This is a genomic window from Streptomyces sp. NPDC045956, assembly GCF_056430705.1.
On sequence record NZ_JBWKKZ010000012.1, the window covers coordinates 78630 to 102280 of the forward strand.

Here is a 23651-nt window from a genome sequence, read left to right on the forward strand (position 1 = left end):
TCGGTGGTTGCCGGGGTCGTGCTCGGCGTCCGAACCGGTGGTCGCCGCGGGACGTGCTCGCCGCCTTGGCCGGCGGGTGGCGGCGCGGCGTGCTCGCCCTCCGCCCCGGCGGCCACCGCCGGAGCGTCCCGACAAGACGTCGGCAAGATATTGCGTTCCGGGTCTTGCCCGTGGTCACATGGTATCCAGCTCGTGGTTAGGGTTGCCTAACTGCGCCCGCCCCCGACCTTCAGGAGGCGTCCATGTCGGAGACCGAGCCGCAGGCCCGGCCGAGGCCGCAGTCGTCCGTGCTCGCCGGGGTGTCCATGCGGGACCTGCTCGCGTCCTGCGCCGCCGCGAGGGCGGTCTCCACGCCGCCACCCGCCCCCGAGCCGGCGACCCGCCGCCCCGCCCGGGAACACCGCGAAGCGGCCTGACCGCTACGGGCTGCCCGCGCGCCCTCCCGGACGACCGCCCCACGTGTCAGGGGACGACGACGACCCGCTGTCCGATCGTCGCGAACCGCCACATCGCGTCGCCGTCCGCGCGGGTCTGCCGGATGCCGCCGGTGCGCTCGCCCGGATCGGGCTCGGCCATGGAGCCGTCCACCGCCGCGCTGAACCCGATCACCACGTCCTTGACGCCGGCGAACCGCACGACGTGCTCCACCGGGACGCCGTCGGACCCGGTGACCCGGTTCGAACGGGACGTGACCGCGTAGGTGCCCGGTGCCGGGTCGACCGTGCTGGGCGTGACCTCGAAGGTGCGCCGCACCTTGCCGCCCGCGTCGACCAGCCACACCCGGTCGTCGTCCACCGAGTACACCACCCGTTCACCCGTCCCGGACCCCGCGGGCAGCGCGTCCGGATGGAGCCGGTCACGGGGGGCCTTGGAGGCGCCGGGCGCCGGCGTGCCGCTCGCATGGCTCCGGTCCGGCGCGGCCGGGGCGCCGGCCGACGCCTGGTGGGTGAGGACGCCGATCGTCGCGAGAGCCGCGGCGGTGAGGCCGGTGACGAAAACGGCGCTGCTGCTGACCACTGCCGACCACCTCGTCGTCGTATGGCTTGCTTCTGCTTTCCCGGCGACGGTAGCAGTAAGTGACCGTATGACCGCGGTGGGCGATGTGTCCGCTCCGGGTGCCGTGCCGGGCCCGTCCACCGGGCGTCCGCCGCGCCTTCCGTGGCGCCGTAGGCTGTTTGCGTGCTCTTGCTCGCTCTGGATACCGCCACGCCCGCCGTGACCGTCGCGCTGCACGACGGTACGGACGTCATCGCCTCGTCGAGCCAGGTGGACGCACGCCGGCACGGCGAGCTGCTGCTGCCCGCCGTCGACCGGGTGCTCGCCGAGGCCGGACTGCGGCTCGACGCCGTCACCGGCATCGTCGCCGGGACCGGCCCGGGCCCGTACACCGGGCTGCGCGTCGGCCTGATGACCGCGGACACCTTCGGGCTCGCGCTCGACGTCCCCGTGTACGGCGTGTGCACGCTGGACGGCCTCGCCTACGCCACCGACCTGGAGGGCCCCTTCGTGGTGGCGACCGACGCCCGCCGCAAGGAGGTCTACTGGGCCCGGTACGCCGACTCCCGCACCCGCCTCACCGACCCGGCGGTCGACCGGCCCGCCGACATCGCCGAACAGGTCACCGGGCTCCCGGCGGTCGGCGCGGGCGCGCTGCTCTACCCGGACACCTTCCCCAAGGCGCACGAGCCGGAGCACGTGTCCGCCGCCGCCCTGGCGTCCCTGGCCGCCGAGCGGCTCGCGGCGGGCGAGGAGCTGCCCGTGCCCCGGCCGCTGTACCTGCGCCGGCCGGACGCCCAGGTCCCCAAGAACTACAAGGTGGTCACCCCCAAGTGACCGAAGCGACCGAGCCCCTGACCCCGCCCGCCGGACTGCGCGAGATGCGCTGGTGGGACATCGACCCCGTGCTCCGGATGGAGCGCGAGCTGTTCCCCGAGGACGCCTGGTCGCGGGGGATGTTCTGGTCCGAGCTGGCCCACGCGCGCGGCCCCGGGGCGACCCGGCGCTACCTGGTCGCCGAGGAGGACGGCCGGGTCGTCGGCTACGCGGGCCTGGTCGCCTCCGGGGAGCAGGCCGACGTGCAGACCATCGCCGTCGCCCGCGACCACTGGGGCACCGGCCTCGGCGCGCGGCTGCTGACCGAGCTGCTGCGGGCGGCGACCGCCTTCGAGTGCACCGAGGTGCTGCTGGAGTGCCGGGTGGACAACACCCGCGCCCAGCGCCTCTACGAGCGCTTCGGCTTCGAGCCCATCGGCTTCCGACGCGGCTACTACCAGCCGGGCAACGTCGACGCCCTGGTCATGCGGCTGACCGACCCTTCCACCTCCGTACCGGGAACCGAACGAGGAACCGACCACCATGGCTGACCCACGCGACGAACCCCTCGTCCTCGGGATCGAGACCTCCTGCGACGAGACCGGCGTCGGCGTCGTCCGCGGCACCACCCTGCTGGCCGACGCCGTCGCGTCCAGCGTCGACGAGCACGCCCGCTTCGGCGGCGTCGTCCCCGAGGTGGCCAGCCGCGCCCACCTGGAGGCGATGGTCCCCACCATCGAGCGCGCCCTGAAGGAAGCGGGCGTCACCGCCCGGGACCTCGACGGCATCGCCGTCACCGCGGGCCCCGGCCTCGCGGGCGCCCTGCTGGTCGGCGTCTCGGCGGCCAAGGCGTACGCCTACGCCCTCGGCAAGCCCCTCTACGGCGTCAACCACCTCGCCTCCCACATCTGCGTCGACCAGCTGGAGCACGGCCCGCTGCCCGAGCCGACGATGGCGCTGCTCGTCTCCGGCGGGCACTCCTCCCTGCTGCTCTCCACGGACATCACCTCCGACGTCCGCCCGATGGGCGCCACCATCGACGACGCGGCCGGCGAGGCCTTCGACAAGATCGCCCGCGTGCTGAACCTGGGTTTCCCCGGCGGTCCGGTCATCGACCGGTACGCGCGCGAGGGCGACCCGAACGCGATCGCCTTCCCGCGCGGCCTCACCGGTCCGCGCGACCCCGCGTACGACTTCTCCTTCTCCGGGCTGAAGACGGCCGTGGCCCGCTGGATCGAGGCCAGGCGGGCCGCGGGGGAGGAGGTGCCGGTCCGCGACGTGTCGGCGTCCTTCCAGGAGGCCGTCGTGGACGTGCTGACCCGCAAGGCGGTGCGGGCCTGCAAGGACCAGGGGGTCGACCACCTGATGATCGGCGGCGGCGTGGCCGCCAACTCCCGGCTGCGGGCCCTCGCCCAGGAGCGCTGCGAGGCGGCCGGCATCCGGCTGCGCGTACCGCGGCCCAAGCTGTGCACGGACAACGGCGCGATGGTGGCCGCCCTCGGCGCCGAGATGGTCGCCCGGGGCCGGGCCGCCTCCGACTGGGACCTCTCGGCGGACTCGTCGCTGCCGGTGACGGACCCGCACGTGCCGGGCAGCGGCCATGCGCACGGTCACGGCCACGCGCACGACCACGCGCACGGTCACGACCATGTGCACGAGGTCAGCAAGGAGAACCTGTACCCGTGACCGTCGCGCTCATGTGGGAGGCGCGGGCCGTGCCCGGCCGCGGCGGGGACCTGCTGGCCTGGGTCCGCGCGCAGCGGCCCGGCGGTGCCCCCCTGCGCCGGGAGGTCCTGCGCGCCCCGCAGGACCGGGTCCTCGTCATCACCTGGTGGGACGCCGCCTACGACGCCGAACTGCCGGAACTGCCCGAGCCGGACGGCGACCTGGTCACGCGGGCGGTGCACCGGTGGCGGTTCGAGTCGGTGGCCGAGGACTGACCCGCGAGGCCACGGGCCGACGCGTCAGGCGTCCAGGCATCTCGGCGTGCAGGCGTCCCGACGTCCCCGCGTGCTGCGTTCCCTCCTGTCGCCTCGGGTCGGCGCGGCGAATGTTTCGTCGCCTGTAGCGAATGATTGGGGATGTCATGGCCCGTCGAAGACTGCGTCGCGAGGCCCCGCAGGGTTACGATCGCCGCCATGACATCCCCGCAGCCCGCTGAAACCCGGACGCAACGGCGATCCGGGCAGACCGCGACCCTCGCCGAGATCGCGCGCGAAGCCGGTGTGTCGGCGCCGACTGTTTCGAAGGTCCTCAACGGCCGCGCCGACGTCGCCCCGGCGACCCGGGCCCGCGTGGAGGAGCTGCTGCGCGACCACGGCTACCGGCGCAGGCGGGCCGAGGCGACCCGCTCGCCCCTGATCGACCTGGTCTTCCACGAGCTGGAGAGCGCCTGGGCGATGGAGGTCATCCGGGGGGTGGAGAACGTGGCGCGGGACACGGGGCTCAGCGTCGTGCTCTCCGAGAGCGCGGGACGCCTGACGCCGGGCCGGACCTGGGCCGACCAGGTGGCCGCCCGCCGTCCGCACGGCGTGATCCTCGTCCTGTCCGACCTCGACGGGTCCCAGCGGGCACTGCTCACCAGCCGCTCCATCCCGTTCGTGGTGATGGACCCGGCCGGCGACCCGGGCGCCGACGTGCCGTCCATCGGCGCCACCAACTGGCAGGGCGGGCTCGCCGCCACCCGGCACCTGGTCGAGCTGGGCCACACCCGCATCGGCGCGATCAGCGGGCCCACCCGCATGATGTGCAGCCGCGCCCGCGTGGACGGCTACCGGGCCGCCCTGGAGACGGCCGGGCTGCCGGTCGACCCCGACCTGATCGTGACCGGCGACTTCCACCACGAGGCCGGCTACCGGCAGGGCCTGAACCTGCTGCGCCGCCCGGACCGGCCGACCGCCGTCTTCGCCGGCAACGACCTCCAGGCACTCGGCCTGTACGAGGCCGCGCGCGAGCTGGGCCTGCGCATCCCGCAGGACCTGAGCGTGGTCGGCTTCGACGACCTGCCGGTGGCCCGCTGGGTGGGGCCGCCGCTGACGACCGTACGGCAGCCGCTCATGGAGATGGCCGAGGCGGCGGCCCGGCTGGTCCTGGAGCTGGGGCGCGACGACGGCTCGGCGGCGGCGACCCGGGTGGAGCTGGCCACCAGCCTGGAGGTGCGCAGCAGTACGGCACCGCCCGCGGCCTGACGGAGACCGGCCGACTCGCCGGCATATCGGTGCGCCGCGCCGGTCCGTCGGCGAAACTTTCGACCCCGTCGGCGTCCTCCGAAGTCTGAGAATTTCCGCAGAATGTCGGCTCCTGTGTCCCCGCTCCCAATAATTCGGACTTATGTTCCTTGCGATGGGGCATTCGCGTGGGGACGCGAACGGAACCGGCACGGGGCGGGGGCGGACGCATGGCTGCGCGGGGTGCGCCGGATGCGGGGGACGGGCGGGGCGGACTCCGTGGGCGTTCGAAAGGGCTGAAGGCGGCCGGACTCGCCCTGGCCGGCGCCCTGCTGCTCGGGGTGGCCGCCGCGGGCTGGGCCTACTGGCACCTGAACGGCAACATCACCAGCGTCGACATCAACGGCGCGCTCGGCGACGACCGCCCCGCGCGGCCGGTCACCGCCCCCTCCGCCGGGCCCTCCGCGTCCCCGGTGTCCACCGGGGCCCTGAACATCCTGGTACTCGGCTCGGACTCGCGCAGTGGCGAGGAGAACCGGGAACTGGGCGGCGGCGACAGCGAGGGGGCCCGTTCGGACACGGCGATGGTCGTCCGCCTCGACCCGGGCCGGACCGCGGCCACCGTGGTCAGCATCCCCCGGGACACGCTCGTCACCCGCCCGTCCTGCCCGCTGCCGTCCGGCGAGGAGACCCGGGAGGCGAGCGGCGTGATGTTCAACTCCGCCTACGCCCTGGGCGGGCCCGTCTGCGCCGTCAAGACCGTCGAGACCCTCACCGACGTCCGCATGGACCACTACGTGGAGATCGACTTCTCCGGCTTCGCCGAGCTGGTCGACGCGCTCGGCGGGGTCACCGTCACCACCGACGAGGACATCGACGACGACAAGAGCCACCTCCACCTGGACGCCGGCACCCACCACCTCGACGGCACCGAGGCCCTCGGGCTGGCCCGCACCCGCTACGGCCTGGAGGGCGGCAGCGACCTCGCCCGCATTGAGCTCCAGCAGAAGCTGGTCAAGGCGCTGCTGGAGCGGATCTCCGGCACCGACCTGCTCACCGACCCGGCCCGGCTCTACCAGGTCACCGACGCGGTCACCGGCAGCCTCACCACCGACACCGGCCTGGACTCGCTGGGCGAGCTGATGAGCCTCGGACGGAGCCTCGGGGGCCTCTCGGCGGACGACGTGCGCACGGTCACGATGCCGGTGGTGCCGGCCCCCTGGGACGCCAACCGGGTGGTCGCCCGCGAACCGGACGCCGGTGACCTGTGGGAATCGCTGCGCTGAGAATTCCTTCGGGAAATCTCCGGGCGGCTGTCGATCCAGGGGGCTCCCGTTCGACGCAGGGGTGAGAGGCCGGGAGAACCCGGCCGCCGACGACCCCGAGGAGTCACCATGCCCCGCTACCTGTCCCTGATCCGGATCGAGGAGAGCGACGCCCTCTCCGGCGGTCCCAGCCCCGAGCTGATCCAGCGCATGGAGAAGCTGATGGAGGAGATGACGAAGGCCGGCGTCCTGCTCGACACCGCCGGGCTGACCCCGACCGCCGAGGGCACCCGCGTCCACTACGAGGGCGGACGGCTGTCCGTCACCGACGGCCCCTTCACCGAGACCAAGGAGGTCGTCGGCGGCTACGCGCTCCTTCAGGCCAAGGACAAGGCCGAGGCGATCGAGTGGACCAAGCGTTTCCTCAAGGTCCACGAGGAGCACTGGACGGTGACCTGCGAGGTGCGGGAGCTGATGGAGGGCTGACCGGAGTCGCCCCCCGCCCGCCCGAGGGTGTTGCATGGTGGGCTGTGGAACCACAGCCCACCGAGGCCCTCGAAACCGTCTTCCGGCTGGAGTCGCCCCGCGTCATCGCCGGCGTGGCCCGCCTCGTCCGGGACGTCGGCATCGCCGAGGAACTCACCCAGGACGCGCTGGTCGCCGCCCTGGAGCAGTGGCCGAGGGACGGCGTGCCCGACAACCCGGGCGCCTGGCTCATGGCCACCGCCCGGCGCCGAGCCGTCGACCTGATCCGGCGCCGGGAGACCTACGCCCGCAAACTCGCGGAGGCCGGCCGCGAGCTGCCCGCCGCGGCGCCGCCCGCGGAACCCGCCGACCCGCAGGACATCGACGACGACCTGCTGCGGCTGGTCTTCACCGCCTGCCACCCGGTGCTGTCCGCCGAGGCCCGCATCGCCCTCACCCTGCGTCTGCTCGGGGGCCTGACCACGCCGGAGATCGCCCGCGCCTTCCTGGTCCCCGAACCGACGGTCGCGCAGCGCGTCGTGCGCGCCAAACGCACCCTCGCCGCCCGGGACGTCGCCTTCGAGGTGCCCTACGGCCCCGACCGCGCGGCCCGTCTCGGCTCGGTCCTGGAGGTCATCTACCTGATCTTCAACGAGGGGTACGCGGCCACCGCCGGCGACGACTGGCTCCGCCCCGCCCTGTGCGAGGACGCCCTGCGGCTGGCCCGCGTGCTCGCCGCCCTGATGCCGAAGGAGCCCGAGGTGCACGGCCTGGCCGCCCTGCTGGAGCTCCAGGCGTCCCGGACGGCCGCCCGCACCGGCCCCGACGGGGCGCCGGTGCTCCTGAAGGACCAGAACCGCCGCCGCTGGAACCGCATGCTGATCGCCCGCGGCCTCACCGCCCTCGACCGCGCCCGCACCACCGGCTCCGGCGCCCCGGGCCCCTACGTCCTCCAGGCCGCGATCGCCGCCTGCCACGCCACCGCGTTCACCTACGAGGAGACCGACTGGCCGCGCATCGCCGCCCTCTACGGCCTGCTCGCCGCCCGCACCCCGTCCCCGGTGGTCGCCCTCAACCGCGCGGTCGCCGTGTCCATGGCCGAGGGACCGGCCCCCGCACTCGCCCTCGTCGACGCCCTCGCCGCCGAGCCCGCCCTGCGCGACTACCACCTGCTGCCCAGCGTCCGCGGCGACCTGCTGCTGCGCCTCGGCCGCACCGCCGAGGCCCGCACCGATTTCGAGCGCGCCGCCGCGCTGGCCCGCAACGCGCGCGAACGCGAGCTGCTGGCCCGCCGGGCGCGGGAGTGCGGTTGAAGCCGGTCTGCCGGGCGCGGGAGTGCGGTTAGAGCCGGTCCGCCGGGTGCCCGATCAGCATGGTGGGCGCCCCCGCGACCCGGGTCATGAACACCGTCGCCGCGTTCGGCCCCTGGGGTTTCACCTTCCGCCGCAGCTCCTCCGGCTCCACCGCCGAGCCCCGCTTCTTCACGGTCAGCGTGCCGACCCGGCGCTCCCGCAGCAGCGCCTTCAGCTTCTTGACGTTGAAGGGCATCACGTCGGTGATCTCGTACGCCGTGGCGTACGGGGTCGGCCTCAGCTCGTCGGCGGTGACGTAGGCGATGGTCGGGTCGATCAGCCCGCCGCCCAGCTCCTCGGCGACCTCGGCGACCAGGTGGGCGCGGATGACGGCGCCGTCCGGTTCGTACAGGTACCGGCCGACGTTCCGTACTCCGGGGTCCGGGAGCATGGTCCCGGGCGTCACGTAGATGCCCGCGCCGGCGGGCAGCAGCGTCGCCCGCCTCGCCCCCGGCGTCACGTCCGGGCCGAACCACAGCACGGCCTCCTTGACGTCCCCGCCGTCCGAGACCCACTCGGCCGTCGCCTGCGGGGGGATCGCCTCGTGGGGGATGCCCGGCGCGATCTTCAGCAGACCCAGCGGCGCCCCGAGGGCGGCGGAGACGGCCCAGGACAGGGGCGGCGAGTAGGCCTCCGGGTCGAAGATTCGGCCGCGCTTGGAGGAGCGCCGGGCCGGGTCGACGAACACGGCTTCGTACCCGGACGTGTCCACCTCGGTCACGTCGGCCTCGCGCACCTCGATCAGGCCCGCCAGGCCGAGCGCGTCGGCGTTGGCTCGGGCCGCCGCGCAGGTCGCCGCGTCCCGGTCGACGGCCAGCACCCGGATACCGGCGCGGGCGAACGCGATCGCGTCCCCCCCGATCCCGCAGCACAGGTCGGCGACGGACCGCACCCCCGTCGCCCGGAGGCACTCGGCCCGGTACGCGGCCACGCTCGCCCGCGTCGACTGCTCCACCCCGTTCGGCGTGAAGTACATCCGCCCGGCGTCCTCGGCCCCGAACTTCGCCACCGCCCGCTGCCGCAGCCGCGCCTGCCCGAGCGCCGCGGACACCAGCTCGGCCGGGTGCGTCCGCCGCAGCCGGGTCGCGACGGCCAGCTCCCGCGCGGGGTCGGTGTCGCGCACCTCGTCGAGGAGGGCGCGGCCCTCCGGGGTGAGCAGGGCACGGAGGGCGTCGAGGTCGTTCACCGGGACATTGTGGGCCAGTCGGTGGACGGTGCGCCTCCGACGCGGTGTCGGACGGGGCCGGACGGCCGGGGACTGCGAAGATCCGGCACCATGCGAGCAGTCGTACAAAATGACAAAAGTCGGATGTTCCGCGTCACCCGGGCGTCCGCCCCCGGGTTCCGGGTGCGCGGCGCCGTCGCCGCCCTCGCCGTCGCCGCCCTCGCCTCCGGCTGTGCGCAGGACGCCTCCGAGGTCCGCGGCGCCTCCGGCCAGCAGCCCCTCCAGGCGCCCCCCGCCCGCGCGCTCGACGCCTACGCGTCCAAGCTGCGCGCCGCCCAGGCCGCCCGGGTCGCCGCCGCGAAGCGCTGGAAGCTGAAGAAGGTCCCGCTGACGGCCCCGCCGCCCCCGGCCAGGAAGCCGGAGATCAGGGCGCGCAAGGGCTTCGAGGTGACCGGCCAGGAGGATCTCCCGCCGGTCTTCACCTCGATCCCCACCAAGGAGAAGATCGTCTTCCTCACCATCGACGACGGCGCCGAGAAGGACCCGGCGTTCCTGCGCATGATGAGCGAGCTGAAGATCCCGTACACCGCCTTCCTCAGCGACTACCTGGTGAAGGAGGACTACGGCTACTTCAAGGAGATGCAGGACCGGGGCGTCACCCTCGGCAACCACACCCTCCACCACCCCTACCTGCCCGGCCTGTCCTACGCCGAGCAGAAGCGCGAGATCTGCGGCATGCAGCACGTGATCGAGAAGCGCTACGGCAGCCGCCCCACCCTCTTCCGCCCGCCCTTCGGCAACTACAACCGCGACACCCTGCGCGCGGCGAAGGCCTGCGGCATCAGATACGCCCCGATCTGGAACGAGGAGGTCTTCGCCGACCGCTGGGACTACCGGGAGTGGGACCGGGAGATCCACCCCGGTGACATCGTCCTCAGCCACTTCCGGGGCGAGGACGACTGGGACGGCACCATGCGCGACATGGTCCGCGAGTTCCTCGACAAGGTCACCGCCGAGGGATACGCGGTGGCCCGGCTGGAGGACTACCTGTGAGGCGCGGGCGGTTCCGGACGGCCGGGGCCGCCCTGGCCGCCGTACTCCTCACCGGCTGCGCCCAGTTCGCCGGCCCCGCGCAGCACCCGGCGGCCGGCGAGCCCGCCCAGGGCGGCGACCGCGGGCAGAACCTGCCGCCCGTCGTGGACCACGTCCGCACCACCGACCGGGTCGTCTTCCTCACCTTCGAGGACAGCGCCGAGCGGGACCCCCGTCTCGCCGCCCTCATCCGCGAACGGCGCCTCCCGGTCACCCTGTTCCTCACCGACACGGTCACCGGACCCGCCTACGGCCACTTCGCGCGGCTCCGCTCGGTCGGCGCGAGCCTCCAGAACCACACCCTCGACCACCGCTCCCTGCGCGGCCTGCCGCACGCGGGCCAGCGCGCCGAGATCTGCGGCCAGCAGACCAAGCTCACGGCCCGCTTCGGTGTCCGCCCCCACCTCTTCCGCCCGCCCTACGGCACGTACGACACCACGACGCTGCGGGCCGCCGCCGACTGCGGCATCGCGGCAGTCGTCCTGTGGCGCGCGTCCCTGGAGGCCGACGGCGCCCTCGCCTACACGCGCGGCGAGCACCGCCTCCATCCCGGCGACATCGTGACCGTCGCCCCGGACGACCCGACGGGCCGGAACCTGCGCGACCGCACGGCGCGTCTGCTGGCCACCATCGCGGAGCAGGGGCTGAGGGTGGGGCGGCTGGAGGACTACCTGTAGGGCGAGGTCGCTCGGGCCGGGAGCGGGCGGGCCCGGCGCCGTCGCGGGGTGCCCACCTGGGCCGGCGGGTACGAAAAACCGCCGACGCGCCGTCTGCATTGGCACTCCGCTTGACCGAGTGCTAATCGCGGTCATAGTCTCGGCTCTGGCACTCACCACTGGAGAGTGCCAACACAGCGACGGGCAGGTCCGGCACCCGCGACGACGGATCCACCTGGTCGCCACCTCAGACAGTTAACCCCGTGAGATCTCCGAAGGGGGAGGTCGGATCGTGACGACCACCAGCTCCAAGGTTGCCATCAAGCCGCTCGAGGACCGCATCGTGGTCCAGCCGCTCGACGCCGAGCAGACCACGGCCTCGGGCCTGGTCATTCCGGACACCGCCAAGGAGAAGCCCCAGGAGGGCGTCGTCCTGGCCGTCGGCCCGGGCCGCTTCGAGGACGGCAACCGTCTTCCGCTCGACGTCAGCGTCGGCGACGTCGTGCTCTACAGCAAGTACGGCGGCACCGAGGTGAAGTACAACGGCGAGGAGTACCTCGTCCTCTCGGCCCGCGACGTGCTCGCGATCGTCGAGAAGTAGAAGCGGCTCTTCACTTCACCGAAGTACCTGGCTTCTCATCTGCGCCCCTGGCTCCCGCGACCTTTAACAAGCCGGGCGCCCGGGGCGCATTTGCCGTATAACCCCAAGATTTCCGGAAGAGGGCTCACGCTCCCATGGCGAAGATCCTGAAGTTCGACGAGGACGCCCGTCGCGCCCTCGAGCGCGGCGTCAACAAGCTTGCCGACACGGTCAAGGTGACGATCGGCCCCAAGGGCCGCAACGTCGTCATCGACAAGAAGTTCGGCGCCCCCACCATCACCAACGACGGTGTCACGATCGCCCGCGAGGTCGAGATCGAGGACCCGTACGAGAACCTCGGCGCGCAGCTGGTGAAGGAGGTGGCGACCAAGACCAACGACGTGGCGGGTGACGGTACGACCACCGCCACCGTGCTGGCCCAGGCCCTGGTCCGCGAGGGCCTGCGCAACGTCGCCGCCGGTGCCTCCCCGGCGCTGCTGAAGAAGGGCATCGACGCGGCCGTCGCCGCCGTGTCCGAGGACCTCCTCGCCACCGCGCGCCCGATCGACGAGAAGTCCGACATCGCCGCCGTGGCCGCGCTGTCCGCCCAGGACCAGCAGGTCGGCGAGCTGATCGCCGAGGCGATGGACAAGGTCGGCAAGGACGGTGTCATCACCGTCGAGGAGTCCAACACCTTCGGTCTGGAGCTGGACTTCACCGAGGGCATGGCCTTCGACAAGGGCTACCTGTCGCCGTACTTCGTCACGGACCAGGAGCGTATGGAGGCCGTCCTCGACGACCCCTACATCCTCATCAACCAGGGCAAGATCTCCTCGATCGGCGACCTGCTGCCGCTGCTGGAGAAGGTCATCCAGGCCGGCGCCTCGAAGCCGCTGCTGATCATCGCCGAGGACCTGGAGGGCGAGGCCCTCTCCACCCTCGTCGTCAACAAGATCCGCGGCACCTTCAACGCCGTCGCCGTCAAGGCCCCCGGCTTCGGCGACCGCCGCAAGGCGATGCTCCAGGACATGGCCGTCCTCACCGGCGCCACCGTCATCTCCGAGGAGGTCGGCCTCAAGCTCGACCAGGTCGGCCTCGAGGTGCTCGGCACCGCTCGCCGCATCACCGTCACCAAGGACGACACCACGATCGTCGACGGTGCCGGCAAGCGCGACGAGGTCGAGGGCCGCATCGCCCAGATCAAGGCCGAGATCGAGTCCACCGACTCCGACTGGGACCGCGAGAAGCTCCAGGAGCGCCTCGCGAAGCTGGCCGGCGGCGTGTGCGTGATCAAGGTCGGCGCCGCCACCGAGGTGGAGCTGAAGGAGCGCAAGCACCGTCTGGAGGACGCCATCTCCGCGACCCGCGCCGCGGTCGAGGAGGGCATCGTCTCCGGTGGTGGCTCCGCGCTGGTCCACGCCGTCAAGGTCCTCGAGGGCAACCTCGGCAAGACCGGCGACGAGGCCACCGGTGTCGCGGTCGTCCGCCGCGCCGCCGTCGAGCCGCTGCGCTGGATCGCCGAGAACGCCGGCCTGGAGGGCTACGTCATCACCTCCAAGGTCGCCGAGCTGGACAAGGGCCAGGGCTTCAACGCCGCCACCGGCGAGTACGGCGACCTGGTCAAGGCCGGCGTCATCGACCCGGTGAAGGTCACCCGCTCCGCCCTGGAGAACGCCGCCTCCATCGCCTCCCTCCTCCTGACGACCGAGACCCTGGTCGTCGAGAAGAAGGAAGAGGAAGAGCCGGCCGCCGCGGGCCACGGCCACGGCCACGCCCACTGAGCGCTGCGCTGAGCCTCTGACGGTGCCCGGTCCCCTGCGGGGGACTGGGCACCGTTTCTCTGTGCCGGGTGCGAGCCTGCCCGTCGGGGCGCGTGCCGGGCGCGGCACCGTCGTGGTGGCCCGCGCGGTTCCCCGCGCGCCTTACGGGGCGATTCCCTTGACGAACCTCACAGGCTCCGCGAGAGCCGCCCGTGCCCCTTCCTCGTCCGTCAGGCGGGCAGCGAGGGTGGCCTCCGCCAGGCGCGGGGGGAGAGCTTCGGCGAACTTCAGACCGCGGACCGCGCCGGGGTCCACCTCGGGCAGGGTGAGACCCGCCTCGGCGTCCGCGACCGCTGCCTGCCACGACGGCGCGGTCACGTCGTCGCGCAGGCGCACGAACCGGTCGTCGACGAGACGGTGACGCAGAACGACCGATGGCAGGGACGCGGCGAGGGTGGCGTTCGCCCGATGGCCGGCAAAGGTCCACCAGCGCACGTCGTTGGCTCCGCGACGGGTGATGACGGTGCCCGCCGGATGCACCACGTCCGCGTGTTTCTCGCGTGCCTCCGCCAGCCTGGCCTCCGCCCGGCGGGTCAGGACCACGGTCGGGTCGTCGCCGAGCAGCACGTCTCGCACGGCGCGGGCCAGCGTGAAGGACCGGACGCGATGTGCCCCCGAGCCGCTCCACTTGGCGCGTCCGCCCTCGTCCACGGGTTCCACGAAGCAGCGTCTGCGTCGCCAGTCGATGTAGATCACCAGCCAGCTGCGGCCGGCCAGCAGCAACTTGCGCGGGCCGTCGGTCTCCTCGGTGAGCAGGTCGGGGTCGGTACGCCCGATCTCGGTCCGCCCGCTGAGCACGGTGAATTCGGGGGGCGCGGTGAACGAGGCCGTCAGGTTCATGAAGTGACGGTGGCCGAAGCGGCGTTCGGCCTCCGGCCCTATGAACAATGTGCCCGAGTCACGCTCCAGGTAGCCCTGCTCCACCAGATGCCGTACGACGGGTTCGGCGGCGGTGCCGAACGGGTCGAGGCCGCCCCACCACTCCTGCCACAGCTTCTCTCCGACCCGGTGTTCCTGAAGGCAGAGCGCGAGAAGCTGCTGGGCCACGAGGTGTCGCGGCTCACCCGGCGGGGTCACCGGCTCCACCCAGCCGCGCGACCACGCCAGCAGGAGAGCAGCGGCGGCCAGGAATCCCTCGTCGTCCAGGGCGAGGAAGAGGCAGTTGCGGCGGGTGCCGTGACGGCGCCCGGTGCGGCCGAGTCGTTGCAGGAAGGAAGCCACGGTGGCGGGTGCATCGAGTTGGATGACGCGGTCCAGGTCACCGACGTCGATACCGAGTTCCAGGGTGCTCGTCGAGACGATCACGCAGTCCCGGGCCTCCCCGAAGGCCTGCTCGGCCCGCCGACGCTCGTCGGTGGAGAGCGAGGCGTGGGAGAGGAACGTGGTGACGCCCCGTAGGCGGAGTTGCTCGCCCAACTCCTCGACCGTTCGCCTGTTCTCGCAGAACACAAGGCGCTTTTCACCCCGGTGCAGAGCCGCGATCACCGTTGCCGCGTTGGCCACTGATCCGACGTAGTCCAGTTCCACATCGCCCGGCGGCGGACCGGCCGGAGCCGAGTGCTCGGGGCCGGGCAGCGTCACTCCGGGGGCGACGATCCGTCCGGGCCGCTCGCCGCGCCCGGAGCCCTGAAGCCAGGCGAGCAGTTCCCGGGGGTTGCCGACGGTGGCGGACAGACCCACTCGTTGGACCGGCCGTCCCACGAGCCGCTGGAGTCGTTCCAGGACGGCGAGCAGGTGCCAGCCCCGGTCGTCACCCGCGAAGGCGTGCACCTCGTCGACCACGACGCTGTGCAGCCCGGAGAAGAATGCCCGGTGGTCCACATGTGTGCTGACCAGCATCGCCTCCAGCGACTCCGGCGTGGTCAGCAGCATGTCCGGGCGCTGCGCCAGGATGCGGCGGCGCCGGCTGCTCGCGATGTCCCCGTGCCACAGCTCCACCGTCCGGCCCACCCAGCTCGTGTACGTCTCCAGCCTCGGGTGCAGATTGTTCAGCAGTGCCTTGAGCGGCGTGACGTAGAGGATGCCAGTGCCCTTCCACCCGTGCCGCTGGGCACGGGTCAGCAACGGGAAGGTGGCGGCCTCGGTCTTGCCGCCGGCCGTGGGTGCCAGCAGTACGGCGTCCTGGCCCGCCAGCAGTGGACCGATGGCCTCCTGTTGGAGGGGCCGCAGGGAGCGCCAGCCGAGCGTGTTGACGATGTGATGCGTGAGGATCGGATCGAGCAGGTCCAGCGCGTCGGCGCTCACGGCAGCTCCAGCTCCACGTCCCCGGCGCTCGCGGCCGCGTTGCGCTCCACCTCGTCCAGCTCCGCGGCCCTGACCGTCAGCGTGTAGTGGGCACGGGGGTCGAAGTCGCCGAACGTGTCGACCCGGTCGAGGACGTCGGCCACCAGCTTGCGGAGGTAGAGCCGGGGGGCGATACCGGCCTTTCCGCCCAGTGATCCGGTGACGGCTCGGGCCAGTTCGTCGAGGTACGCGTCGTCGGCACGCTCGGCGACCCGCTCGGGGTGGTGGGCCGTGGCCTCGTACACCCGACGTACCTTGCGGCCCAGGTCGCCGAGGGAAGCGAGGTCGAAGCCGGGCAGGCGGAGCTGGACGGCGCGGGGGGAGTCGAAGCGGGGATCGGTGCTGAAGTCCGTCGCCAGCCGCTGGGCGAGCGGCGCGAGGCGCTGTACGCCCTGCTGCCCGTCGTAGAAGGCCGGCGTGCCGGTGATGACGAGGAACAGTCCGGGGAAGCGGCCGGCGTCGATCTCGTCCAGGAGCTGGCGCAACGCGTTCAGGGACTTCTCCCGCACGTCACCGCGCACCCGCTGCAGCGTCTCCACCTCGTCCAGGACGAGCAGGAGCCCGGGGTGCCCGCAGTCCCGCAGTACCGTCAGCAGGCCCTGGAGGAATCCGAGCGCGGCGAAGTGGTCGAGGTCGCCGCGTACTCCGGCCGCCCGCTTGGCACCGGCGGCGACGGACTTCTGCCCACCGAGCCAGGCGATCAGTGCTTCGGCGCGGGCACCGTCGCCGGCGGCGACCGCCGTACGGTAGCCGCGGAGCGCCGCCGAGAAGGCGGGTGTGGTGCGCGCCACCTCCGTCAGACGCAGCTCCAGCAGCTCGTCCACGGCACGGCCCAGCGCGGCCTCGTCGTCCCCGTCCACCTCCCCGGCGGCGAGGACCTCCTCCTCCAGCGCGTAGAACCAGGAGTCGATCACCGCACGCAGGGCGGACGGGGGGTGCGTGGACGTCGTCAGCCGTTCCGTGAGCCGGCGGTAGACGGTCTCCAGGCGGTGCAGCGGCGTCTCGGTCTCGGAGATCTGCACCTCGCTGACGGCCAGCCCGCGCCGCTTGGCGCGCTCGGCGAGCCAGCGGGCGAAGAACGTCTTCCCCGAGCCGTACTCACCCCGCAGGGCGTGGAACGCCGAGCCGCCGCGGGCGGCCGTGGCGAGGTCGTCGTCGAGCGCGTCGGCGAAGCGGTCGAGCCCGACCGCGAACAGCCCTAGGCCCTGCTGGGGCACGGTGCCCCGGCGCAGCGCGTCGACGACGTCCCGGGCGCGGGCGGCACTGATCCCGGGGCCGTCGGACCGGGGAGGGGCGTTCACGGTGCGTCACCTTCCGGGAACTGCTGCCGCAGCAGCTCCCTGTCGAGCTGGACGGTGCGCCCGGACTCGATCAGCTGCAGTACGGGATAGCCGTCGATGTTGAGCAGTCGTTCGAGCATGGTGACGAACCGCTGCGGGTTGCGTTCCGACTTGCCGGTGGCGGACTGGGCGGCCGAGGCCACGGCGGCCGGGGAGAGTTTTCCGCCCGCGTCGAGCAGCGCGTCGAGCGCGGCGGCGACGGCCGTACCGCTCGGTGCGTTCCGTACGAACTCGCGCTGCACCTCGTACGGCTTGCTGCGCACGGTCCGCTCGCCGGGCGTGCCGTGTCCCGGCTGCGGGAAGAGCCCTTCGGTCTGCGGCTGTCGTGCCCGTGCGTCCTTGCCGCGTGGAGCAGCCGCGGGCTTGAGCGGCTGCGCCGTCTCGTGTCCTTCCCGCCACCAGTCGGGCGCGGTGTTCTCCGCGGGCAGCGCCGTCCAGCCGGCCGGGATCTCGCTGCCCGCCGGAACGAACGCCAGGACGGGCACCGTGACCTCGGCGAGCGAGGCACCGCCGTGGTAGCCGGCCTGACGGGCGGTGTACCGCAGGTCCTCGCGCCAGGCGGCGGTGATGCGCCCGCCCGAAGCCAGGACGCGGGGCCCGGACAGTTCGACCTCGCCGGGCCGGGCCGGGCCGGTGCGCCAGCGGGCTCCCCGCACGCCCTCGGCGGCGGTGGGGCCGGTGTCCCGGGGGCCGCGGTCGACGACGTGTCCGTGGTCGGAGACGAGCAGGACGGGCCGGCCGGCGCCGAGGGCGGCGTCGAGCAGGTCGGTCAGCTTGGCGATGTCCGACGGGCGCCACCGGGCACGCCCGTTGTCGCGTCCGTCGGCGAGGGCGTCGTCGATCGTGTTGACGATCACGCCGACGACGGTGCGCTCGTCGGCGAGCGCACCGAGCAGTTCGGGCGCGAGCCGATGTCCGGCCGTTCCTTCGTAGCCGCCCTTGTGAAAGAGGACCGCGTCACGGTGCCGCCTCTTCCAGAATGCGGTGAACCCGGACCGTTCCGCGTCCTGACCGCCTTCGGCGGGGGCGCCGCACAGCAGTGAGGCCCGGCTGAGCCGGGTGACCGTGGGCAGCATCGCCACGGCGGCGAGCCGGCCGGGACGGCGGCCCGTCGGCGCGGTAGGGACGATCTCGGTCCAGGCCCGCCGGTCCAGACCGGAGGCGAGTTCGACGGCTACGTCGGCGCTCATGCCGTCCAGAACCAGGACCAGCGGTCGGCCGCCGTCCCGGGCGAGCGGCGCGGCTGCTTCCGCCAGTACGTCCTCGATGAGGAGAGCCCCGTTGGGTGCCTGCTGACAGGCGCGCTCCGTCCAGGTGGCGAGCAGCGCGGCGAACTGCCCGTCGATGCGGCGCCGCCGCTCGCGCACCCGGCCGATCAGCCGGTGATAGGCGTCCGAGACCTCACCGTCGCGCGAGATGTCCCCCTCGGCGAGTATCCCCACGGCCAGGTCGGTCCAGCCCGCGGACTCGATGTGCAGGCGCACGCTCTGGCCGACCGACGTCAGCTCTGGCGCCGGGGTGTCGAGCCACCGCAGCAGGCGGATCGCTGTGCGGGCCCGCTCGGTGGAATCCGCGTGCAGTGCGGCGAGCTGGTGGTCGGCCAGCTCCCGCAGGACGCTCTGTGCCGCGGCGGACCGGCCGTCGAGTGTGGCGGCGACGGCGCGCAGTCTGCTCCGGTAGCCGGAGGGCAGCAGCCTGTCCCCGGCCAGCAGGTCGGTGAGCCGTGCGCTGTCGGCGAGTTGGTCGGCCCGTTCCAGCACGGAGAGCACCCGGACGCGCGCGTCGGCACCGGCAGGGCCGCCCGCTTCCGCCTGGGCGATCCAGCGTGTCAGCACGCCGCCGGCCGCCGCCGCGAACGGCGTCAGCGCGTCGAAGGAGCCCAGAGCCCGGCCGAAGAGCGTGCCGAGAGCGAATCCGGCGTCCGCCGCCGCGGGACAGGTCAGGACCGCGGAGGCCAGGGCGCCGAGCGGCAGTGCGTCCGCGCCGCGCCCGTCGGCGGCGAGGGCGAGCAGGGTGGGCGCCGCGGGTCCGGCCACCTGCTCCAGCCAGCCGGTCAGTCCGGCACGCTCCGACTCGTGCAGCTCGGCGAAGCGCCGCGGCCCGACGGGTGTGCGGCTCCACTCGAAGAGGGTGTCGGCATCGAGGTCCAGCGTCTCGCCGGCAGTGTCACCGAGCCCCACCCGTGCGGCGAGCAGTGCGCGCAGGGCCCGGTCGAGGGTGAGGACGGAGCCGGCCTTGGGCCAGCCGCCCGGTGGTTCGGACTCCAACAGGGCGTCCAGCAGCCAGGTCTCCCGCACCATGCGGGTGTCGAGGTCGCCGACGCCGAAGAGCTGCTTGACGATGTCCGTCCGTTCCACGGCCAGCGGCCGGCGGCGTACCGCGTGGCCCCGCAGGTCCCAGCCGAGCTGATCGGCGGGGACGCTGCCGGTGACGACGAGGACGCTGTCGCCGTCGGGGTCGGTCTCGGTGAGGTGGCGCCGCCAGGCATCGGCGATGCCGAGCGGTGAGTCCTGGTCGGTGACGTGGACCCGCCGCTGCCGGTCTCCGACCCGGACACTGAATTCCCGTTCGTCGTCGGCGCCCGCCCACACGGCGTCCACGAGGACCAGTCGCCGGACGTCGGCGCTGGACAACTCGGCCTCCAGCAGCACCTCGACGGCACGCCGCCCGGCGGCCGGTCGCGCCCCCATCAGCGCGGCTCCCCTGCGCCCTCGGCGGAGTCGGCCCCGCCGGCCTCCTCGGCGGCCCGTACCGGACGCCAGCTGATCTCGACGGCGGCGTCCGGGTGTGCGGCGAGGAAGGTCTGGATGTCGTCCCGTACCCCGGCCAGTTCGCCCGCCAGCAGCTCCTCCAGCGGGGTCGTTCCCGCGGGGGCGACGACCCGCCGCCCTGTGCCGGGCGTCCGTGCGGACGTTCCGTTCGCGCCCGGCCCGGCAGGGGCAGGGGTGGGCTCGGCGGGCAGCGGCACCTCACGGTTCGGCGCCCCCGGGTGGTGCGTGGCCACTTCCGGCTGGTCGATCCGTACGTCCTCGGGCCCCGACGCGGGCTGCCGGCGCGGCGTGAAGACGTTCTCCACGGTCAGCGCCGCGTTGATGATGGCGTTGGCCTTCTCACCGGACTCGGCGAGCACGGGCACCAACGACCGTTCGAACTCGGAGGCACGCGCGGCCACGGCGATCTCGTCGAAGAGCCGCCGGGCGCGGTCGCCCACACCGTCCTCACGGCCGGTCAGGCCCCGCACGTTGGTGAGGGCCGGCCAGGCCGCGTCGTCCAGCGCGCGCAACACCTCGCCCGCGCTGCCCATGGCGGTGCTCAGGTCCCGTTCCGACGCGGTGAACGAGGCCGTGGCCAGTTCCCGTACGAGGGCGGTGGCGTCGCTGCCGTGGCGGGTCAGCCGGGCCAGCAGCGCGGCCGCCTCGCGCAGGATGGCTGGACGGGGCGCGGCCTCGCCGGGGGCGTCGAGGCCGAGCAGCGTGGCGTGCCGCTCCAGCGACGTCCGCACGCCCGCCACGTCCTTCTCCCACGCCTCCGCTTTGGCCCTGACGTCCTCGGCCAGCCGGTTGACGGTTCGCGCGTACATCGCCGGCTTGGCGGAGACGCCGAACAGCCGCCCGGCGCGATCCCGTGCCGCCGCGTACTCCTCCTCGCTGGGCAGCGGCTGGGCCCGCAGCGACCAGCCGGGGCCGATCTCGTGCAGGGCGGGCGCCTGCCGCTCCGGACCGCCCTGGTACACCCAGGCCCGGTCGTCGAGCAGCGCGTACGCGGTGATGAGGAGGTTGCCGGTGAGTTTGTCGAGGCCGCCGTACCCGAGGTCCTTGGTGATCCAGCCGCGGATGTCCTCGACGGCGAGGTCGCCGCGCTGGTGGTGCGCGGAGGCGATCTGGTTGATGCGGGCGCGCCAGTCCCGCCGCATGACCAGGGGACCGTCGTGGACGGTGCCCAGTTCCAGCGGCTCGACGATTCGCTTGACGGTCTTCAGGTGGTGGCTGTCGACGTTCTGCGCGCGGCCGCCCTCGTCCATGGCACGGGTGATCCACTCCAGGGCGGTGCGCAGCTCGCCCGCCGTCACCGCCTTGCGCTGCCCCTTGCCGTCGAGCCCGAAGTCGGGGTGCTTGGGGTAGAGAGCGGAGAACATGCCGTCTGCCAGGTGCTGCACGTTCGCCTCGAAGCCCTTGCCGCCCTCCTCGCGCGGCTGGGCGTACTCCGGCTGGAGCGACAGCACGTGCCGCCCGTCGGGCACCTCGGGGCCGGGGTTGGCGTCGGTCCGCCCGGCCAGGCCGTACACCTCGGCGAGCGCGCCGGTGAGCTGGTCGGTGAGGGTGTCGCGGGCCACCTCCAGCTGTCGCCGGACCTTGGCCCGGTCGTCGGGCGGGAAGGTACCGGTGTAGTCGGTGAGCCGGTCGCGTTCCAGCAGGAAGCCGATCCGCATGAGCCGGCCGAGCTGCGCCTTGCGCTGGTCGGAGAAGAAGTCGGTGAGCCAGACCAGCACGGGCGCGGTGATCCCGGCCTTCTTCAGCTCCTCGACCCGGTGGAAGTCGTCGCTGGGGTAGTGGTCGCCGTCGTCGAAGGGGTAGTCGACGACGAACCGCACGTTGCCCGCGGTCGCCGGGGCGAACTGCTCGTCCGGCAGGTCGGAGCGGTCCCGCACGTTGCCGAAGACGAACTCGGCGACGCGCCGCGTGCCCCGCCAGACGATCTCCTTCTCGGCGACGAACTGCCCGTCGCGGACCCCGATCGCCTCCCACAGCCGGTCGCGCAGCCACACCCGGCGCACACCCGCCTTGTCCTCCTCGGCGACGGCGTCGAGCAGCGGCTCGATGTCGAGGTCGGACAGGTGCAGCGAGAACACGGGGTCGGCCTCGCCGTCGGACCGCACCTCGGAGGGGAACGTCGCCTGAAGGTCCCGCATCCGCCGTACGACGACGTCCCCGGCGGGCACGGTCCGTGAGCGCACCGAGCCGTGGTTGAGGGCCGCGAGCCGCGCTCCCGTCAGCCTGCGCAGCGCGGGCACGTCGGGGGCGAGCGCGCCCAGCAGCAGCGTCTTGACGAACCGGTCGTCGGCCAGGAAGTCGGTGTGGGTGTCGGAGCCGTACTTGCCGAGCAGGTGGGTGCGCGCCTTGCCGTAGAACTTCACGGCGGCCTCCGACTCGCGCTTGAGCCGGTCGGTGAAGGCGGCGCCCGTGCCGTCGACGAGCACGTCCCACAGGTCGCCGAGGGGGATCAGCCGGCCCACGGCGGCGTCGGCGTTGCGCTGGAGCAGCTGCTGGACGAGCTTCAGGCCGGTGCGCTCGCGCTGGAGGGCGCCGGAGAGGGCGACGAGGACGTTGAGGAGCGCCGGGGAGAGCGGGTACACGGCCCGGAAGCCGTCCCAGTCGGCGTGCGTGGCACCGCCGCCGTCCAGCAGGATGTCCTTGACCTGCTGGTTGGAGCGGTCGATGCCCGCGAAGGCGGTCTCCAGGACCGGTTCCTTGCCGGGCAGCGGCTTCAGCACCCGCTCCTTGATGATCTCCGGCAGGTTGCGGTCCTCCAGGTCGACGATGTCGAACCGCTCGTTGAGGTATTCCAGCGCCTGTTCCATCGCCTTGACGTCGGCGCCGAGCACGTCGGTGCCGACCAGCTGGGACAGGTCGCGCTGCCGGGAGATGAAGGACACGATCGGCACCGGCCGGTCGGCGTCCCCCGATTCGATCAGCTTCACCAACTTCTGGATCTCGCTGTTGACGAAGGTGCGTTCCTTCATGTGCGCCTGGAGCCACAGCACCAGCTCGTCCAGGAACAGCACCACACCGTCGAAGCCCAGCCCGCGCGCGTGCCGGCTGATGGCCGACAGCCCGTTCTCCAGCGGCACGTACTTGGCCGCGTCGCCGTGCGCGCTCTCGGCGTACGACCGCATGGGCCCGGTGAGCAGGGCGGACACCAGCCGCTCGCGCCGCTCGTCCCCGGCGGGCGCGGCGAAGGCGCCGTCCAGCTCCGCGGAGGTCCACGACCCGCCGGCGCCGATCACTTTCAGCTCGCCGTCCTCGTCGTCGCCGCCCGGGGCGTCGGCGGGCAGCAGCCCGACGAAGGCGTCGTCCCCGAGCCGCTCCCGCATGCCGCGCGCGTCCGCGAGCATCGCGTCGGAGCGGAACACGGTGGGCGTCGGCGCGTCCGGATAGCGTTCGCGCACCACCCGCACGTACCCGCCGAGCAGTGCCTCGTCCAGGTTGGCGGCGCCCACCAGGTGGTACGGCACCATGAGGAACCGCTTGCCGCGCAGCCAGTCGTCGTGCTCGGCCACGGTCTCCCGCAGCCGCGGCTTGGTGCGCACGGACGGGTCGCCGTTCAGCACCGCGTGCAGCACGGTCAGGAAGTGGCTCTTACCGGCGCCGAAGGAGCCGTGCAGGTAGGCGGCGTACGACGCGTTCTTGCGCACGGCGCCGCGCACCAGCTTCAGGGCCTTGCCGAACTGTTCCTGGAGCTGCGGCGTGACGACGTACTCCTCGACGCGCCCGGCAGCCTTCCCGGTGAATCCCTGGGACAGCTCGACCTTGAAATCGCCGGCGTACACGTCCTCCTTGATGTCGAGGACGTCCCTCAGCACGACACTGTCGCCACCCCTGGCCATATCAGCCGCTCCCGCTCCCCGTAGCCCACACAAGTCCCTCTTATCCTGCC

19 protein-coding genes are annotated in these 23651 nt (G+C 73.0%); 13 read left to right on the plus strand and 6 right to left on the minus strand.

All coding sequences use genetic code 11. From position 1 onward, the window contains the following. Nucleotides 1-242 precede the first annotated feature (242 nt). Complete coding sequence (locus AC07FV_RS28180; protein WP_384694942.1) at nt 243-416, plus strand: hypothetical protein; 174 nt, start codon at nt 243-245, stop codon at nt 414-416. Nucleotides 417-462: 46 nt separating this feature from the next. Here the strand turns inward: AC07FV_RS28180 and AC07FV_RS28185 are convergent, their stop codons facing one another. Then, entirely contained in the window at nt 463-1017 is a 555-nt protein-coding gene (locus tag AC07FV_RS28185) for a hypothetical protein (protein WP_479090135.1), read from the minus strand. Between the two features lie 162 nt (nt 1018-1179). Here AC07FV_RS28185 and tsaB point away from each other — a divergent pair, with 162 nt between their 5' ends. The 8 genes from tsaB to AC07FV_RS28225 all read left to right on the plus strand — a co-directional run bounded on the left by tsaB (nt 1180) and on the right by AC07FV_RS28225 (nt 8022). Beyond that, nucleotides 1180-1833, plus strand: coding sequence for a tRNA (adenosine(37)-N6)-threonylcarbamoyltransferase complex dimerization subunit type 1 TsaB (gene tsaB / locus AC07FV_RS28190; RefSeq protein ID WP_479090137.1), 654 nt, complete (start codon nt 1180-1182; stop codon nt 1831-1833). Between the two features lie 44 nt (nt 1834-1877). Next, a complete protein-coding gene (gene rimI / locus AC07FV_RS28195; protein WP_479090361.1) occupies nt 1878-2363 on the plus strand; it encodes a ribosomal protein S18-alanine N-acetyltransferase in 486 nt (161 codons plus the stop codon). Then, a complete protein-coding gene (tsaD, locus tag AC07FV_RS28200) occupies nt 2356-3498 on the plus strand; it encodes a tRNA (adenosine(37)-N6)-threonylcarbamoyltransferase complex transferase subunit TsaD (RefSeq protein ID WP_479090138.1) in 1143 nt (380 codons plus the stop codon). The genes rimI and tsaD overlap by 8 nt, the downstream gene beginning before the upstream one ends. Beyond that, nucleotides 3495-3752, plus strand: a complete 258-nt coding sequence (locus AC07FV_RS28205; protein ID WP_384694953.1) for a hypothetical protein — start codon at nt 3495-3497, stop codon at nt 3750-3752. Before tsaD ends, AC07FV_RS28205 begins: the two co-directional genes overlap by 4 nt. A 198-nt stretch (nt 3753-3950) precedes the next feature. Then, complete coding sequence (locus AC07FV_RS28210) at nt 3951-5000, plus strand: LacI family DNA-binding transcriptional regulator (RefSeq protein WP_479090139.1); 1050 nt, start codon at nt 3951-3953, stop codon at nt 4998-5000. Nucleotides 5001-5209: 209 nt separating this feature from the next. After that, on the plus strand, nt 5210-6265 hold the full coding sequence (locus AC07FV_RS28215; RefSeq protein WP_479090140.1) for an LCP family protein: 1056 nt from the start codon (nt 5210-5212) through the stop codon (nt 6263-6265). A 108-nt stretch (nt 6266-6373) separates the two neighbouring features. Next, nucleotides 6374-6730 carry a YciI family protein gene (locus AC07FV_RS28220; RefSeq protein WP_479090141.1) on the plus strand — a complete coding sequence of 119 codons (357 nt, stop codon included), beginning with the start codon at nt 6374-6376 and terminating at the stop codon, nt 6728-6730. 44 nt (nt 6731-6774) lie between these two features. Next, on the plus strand, nt 6775-8022 hold the full coding sequence (locus tag AC07FV_RS28225; protein ID WP_479090143.1) for an RNA polymerase sigma factor: 1248 nt from the start codon (nt 6775-6777) through the stop codon (nt 8020-8022). 28 nt (nt 8023-8050) lie between these two features. On the opposite strand, the gene AC07FV_RS28230 is transcribed toward AC07FV_RS28225, so the two are convergent. Then, on the minus strand, nt 8051-9247 hold the full coding sequence (locus tag AC07FV_RS28230) for a THUMP-like domain-containing protein (RefSeq protein ID WP_479090144.1): 1197 nt from the start codon (nt 9245-9247) through the stop codon (nt 8051-8053). A gap of 123 nt (nt 9248-9370) precedes the next feature. On the opposite strand from AC07FV_RS28230, the gene AC07FV_RS28235 reads away from it, so the two are divergent. From AC07FV_RS28235 to groL, 4 genes are all read left to right on the plus strand, one after another. Further along, a complete protein-coding gene (locus AC07FV_RS28235) occupies nt 9371-10279 on the plus strand; it encodes a polysaccharide deacetylase family protein (RefSeq protein ID WP_479090146.1) in 909 nt (302 codons plus the stop codon). Further along, nucleotides 10276-10995, plus strand: a complete 720-nt coding sequence (locus AC07FV_RS28240; protein WP_479090148.1) for a polysaccharide deacetylase family protein — start codon at nt 10276-10278, stop codon at nt 10993-10995. Before AC07FV_RS28235 ends, AC07FV_RS28240 begins: the two co-directional genes overlap by 4 nt. A 271-nt stretch (nt 10996-11266) precedes the next feature. Further along, the gene (gene groES / locus AC07FV_RS28245) at nt 11267-11575 is read left to right on the plus strand and encodes a co-chaperone GroES (protein WP_003974211.1); all 309 of its coding nucleotides are present in this window, start codon (nt 11267-11269) and stop codon (nt 11573-11575) included. Between the two features lie 134 nt (nt 11576-11709). Continuing rightward, nucleotides 11710-13335, plus strand: coding sequence for a chaperonin GroEL (gene groL / locus AC07FV_RS28250; RefSeq protein ID WP_479090149.1), 1626 nt, complete (start codon nt 11710-11712; stop codon nt 13333-13335). 141 nt (nt 13336-13476) lie between these two features. Here groL and AC07FV_RS28255 read toward each other — a convergent pair whose 3' ends face one another. Genes AC07FV_RS28255 through AC07FV_RS28270 form a run of 4 tightly spaced genes read right to left on the minus strand, consistent with a single transcriptional unit; the run spans nt 13477 to nt 23601 of the window. After that, nucleotides 13477-15618, minus strand: a complete 2142-nt coding sequence (locus AC07FV_RS28255) for a DEAD/DEAH box helicase (RefSeq protein WP_479090151.1) — start codon at nt 15616-15618, stop codon at nt 13477-13479. Next, nucleotides 15615-16958, minus strand: a complete 1344-nt coding sequence (gene brxD / locus AC07FV_RS28260) for a BREX system ATP-binding protein BrxD (RefSeq protein WP_479090153.1) — start codon at nt 16956-16958, stop codon at nt 15615-15617. Before brxD ends, AC07FV_RS28255 begins: the two co-directional genes overlap by 4 nt. Beyond that, nucleotides 16955-19687: a BREX-2 system phosphatase PglZ gene (pglZ, locus tag AC07FV_RS28265; RefSeq protein WP_479090154.1), complete on the minus strand. Its 2733-nt coding sequence runs from the start codon at nt 19685-19687 to the stop codon at nt 16955-16957. The genes brxD and pglZ overlap by 4 nt, the downstream gene beginning before the upstream one ends. Then, on the minus strand, nt 19687-23601 hold the full coding sequence (locus tag AC07FV_RS28270) for a BREX-2 system ATPase PglY family protein (RefSeq protein WP_479090155.1): 3915 nt from the start codon (nt 23599-23601) through the stop codon (nt 19687-19689). Before AC07FV_RS28270 ends, pglZ begins: the two co-directional genes overlap by 1 nt. Nucleotides 23602-23651: the final 50 nt, after the last annotated feature.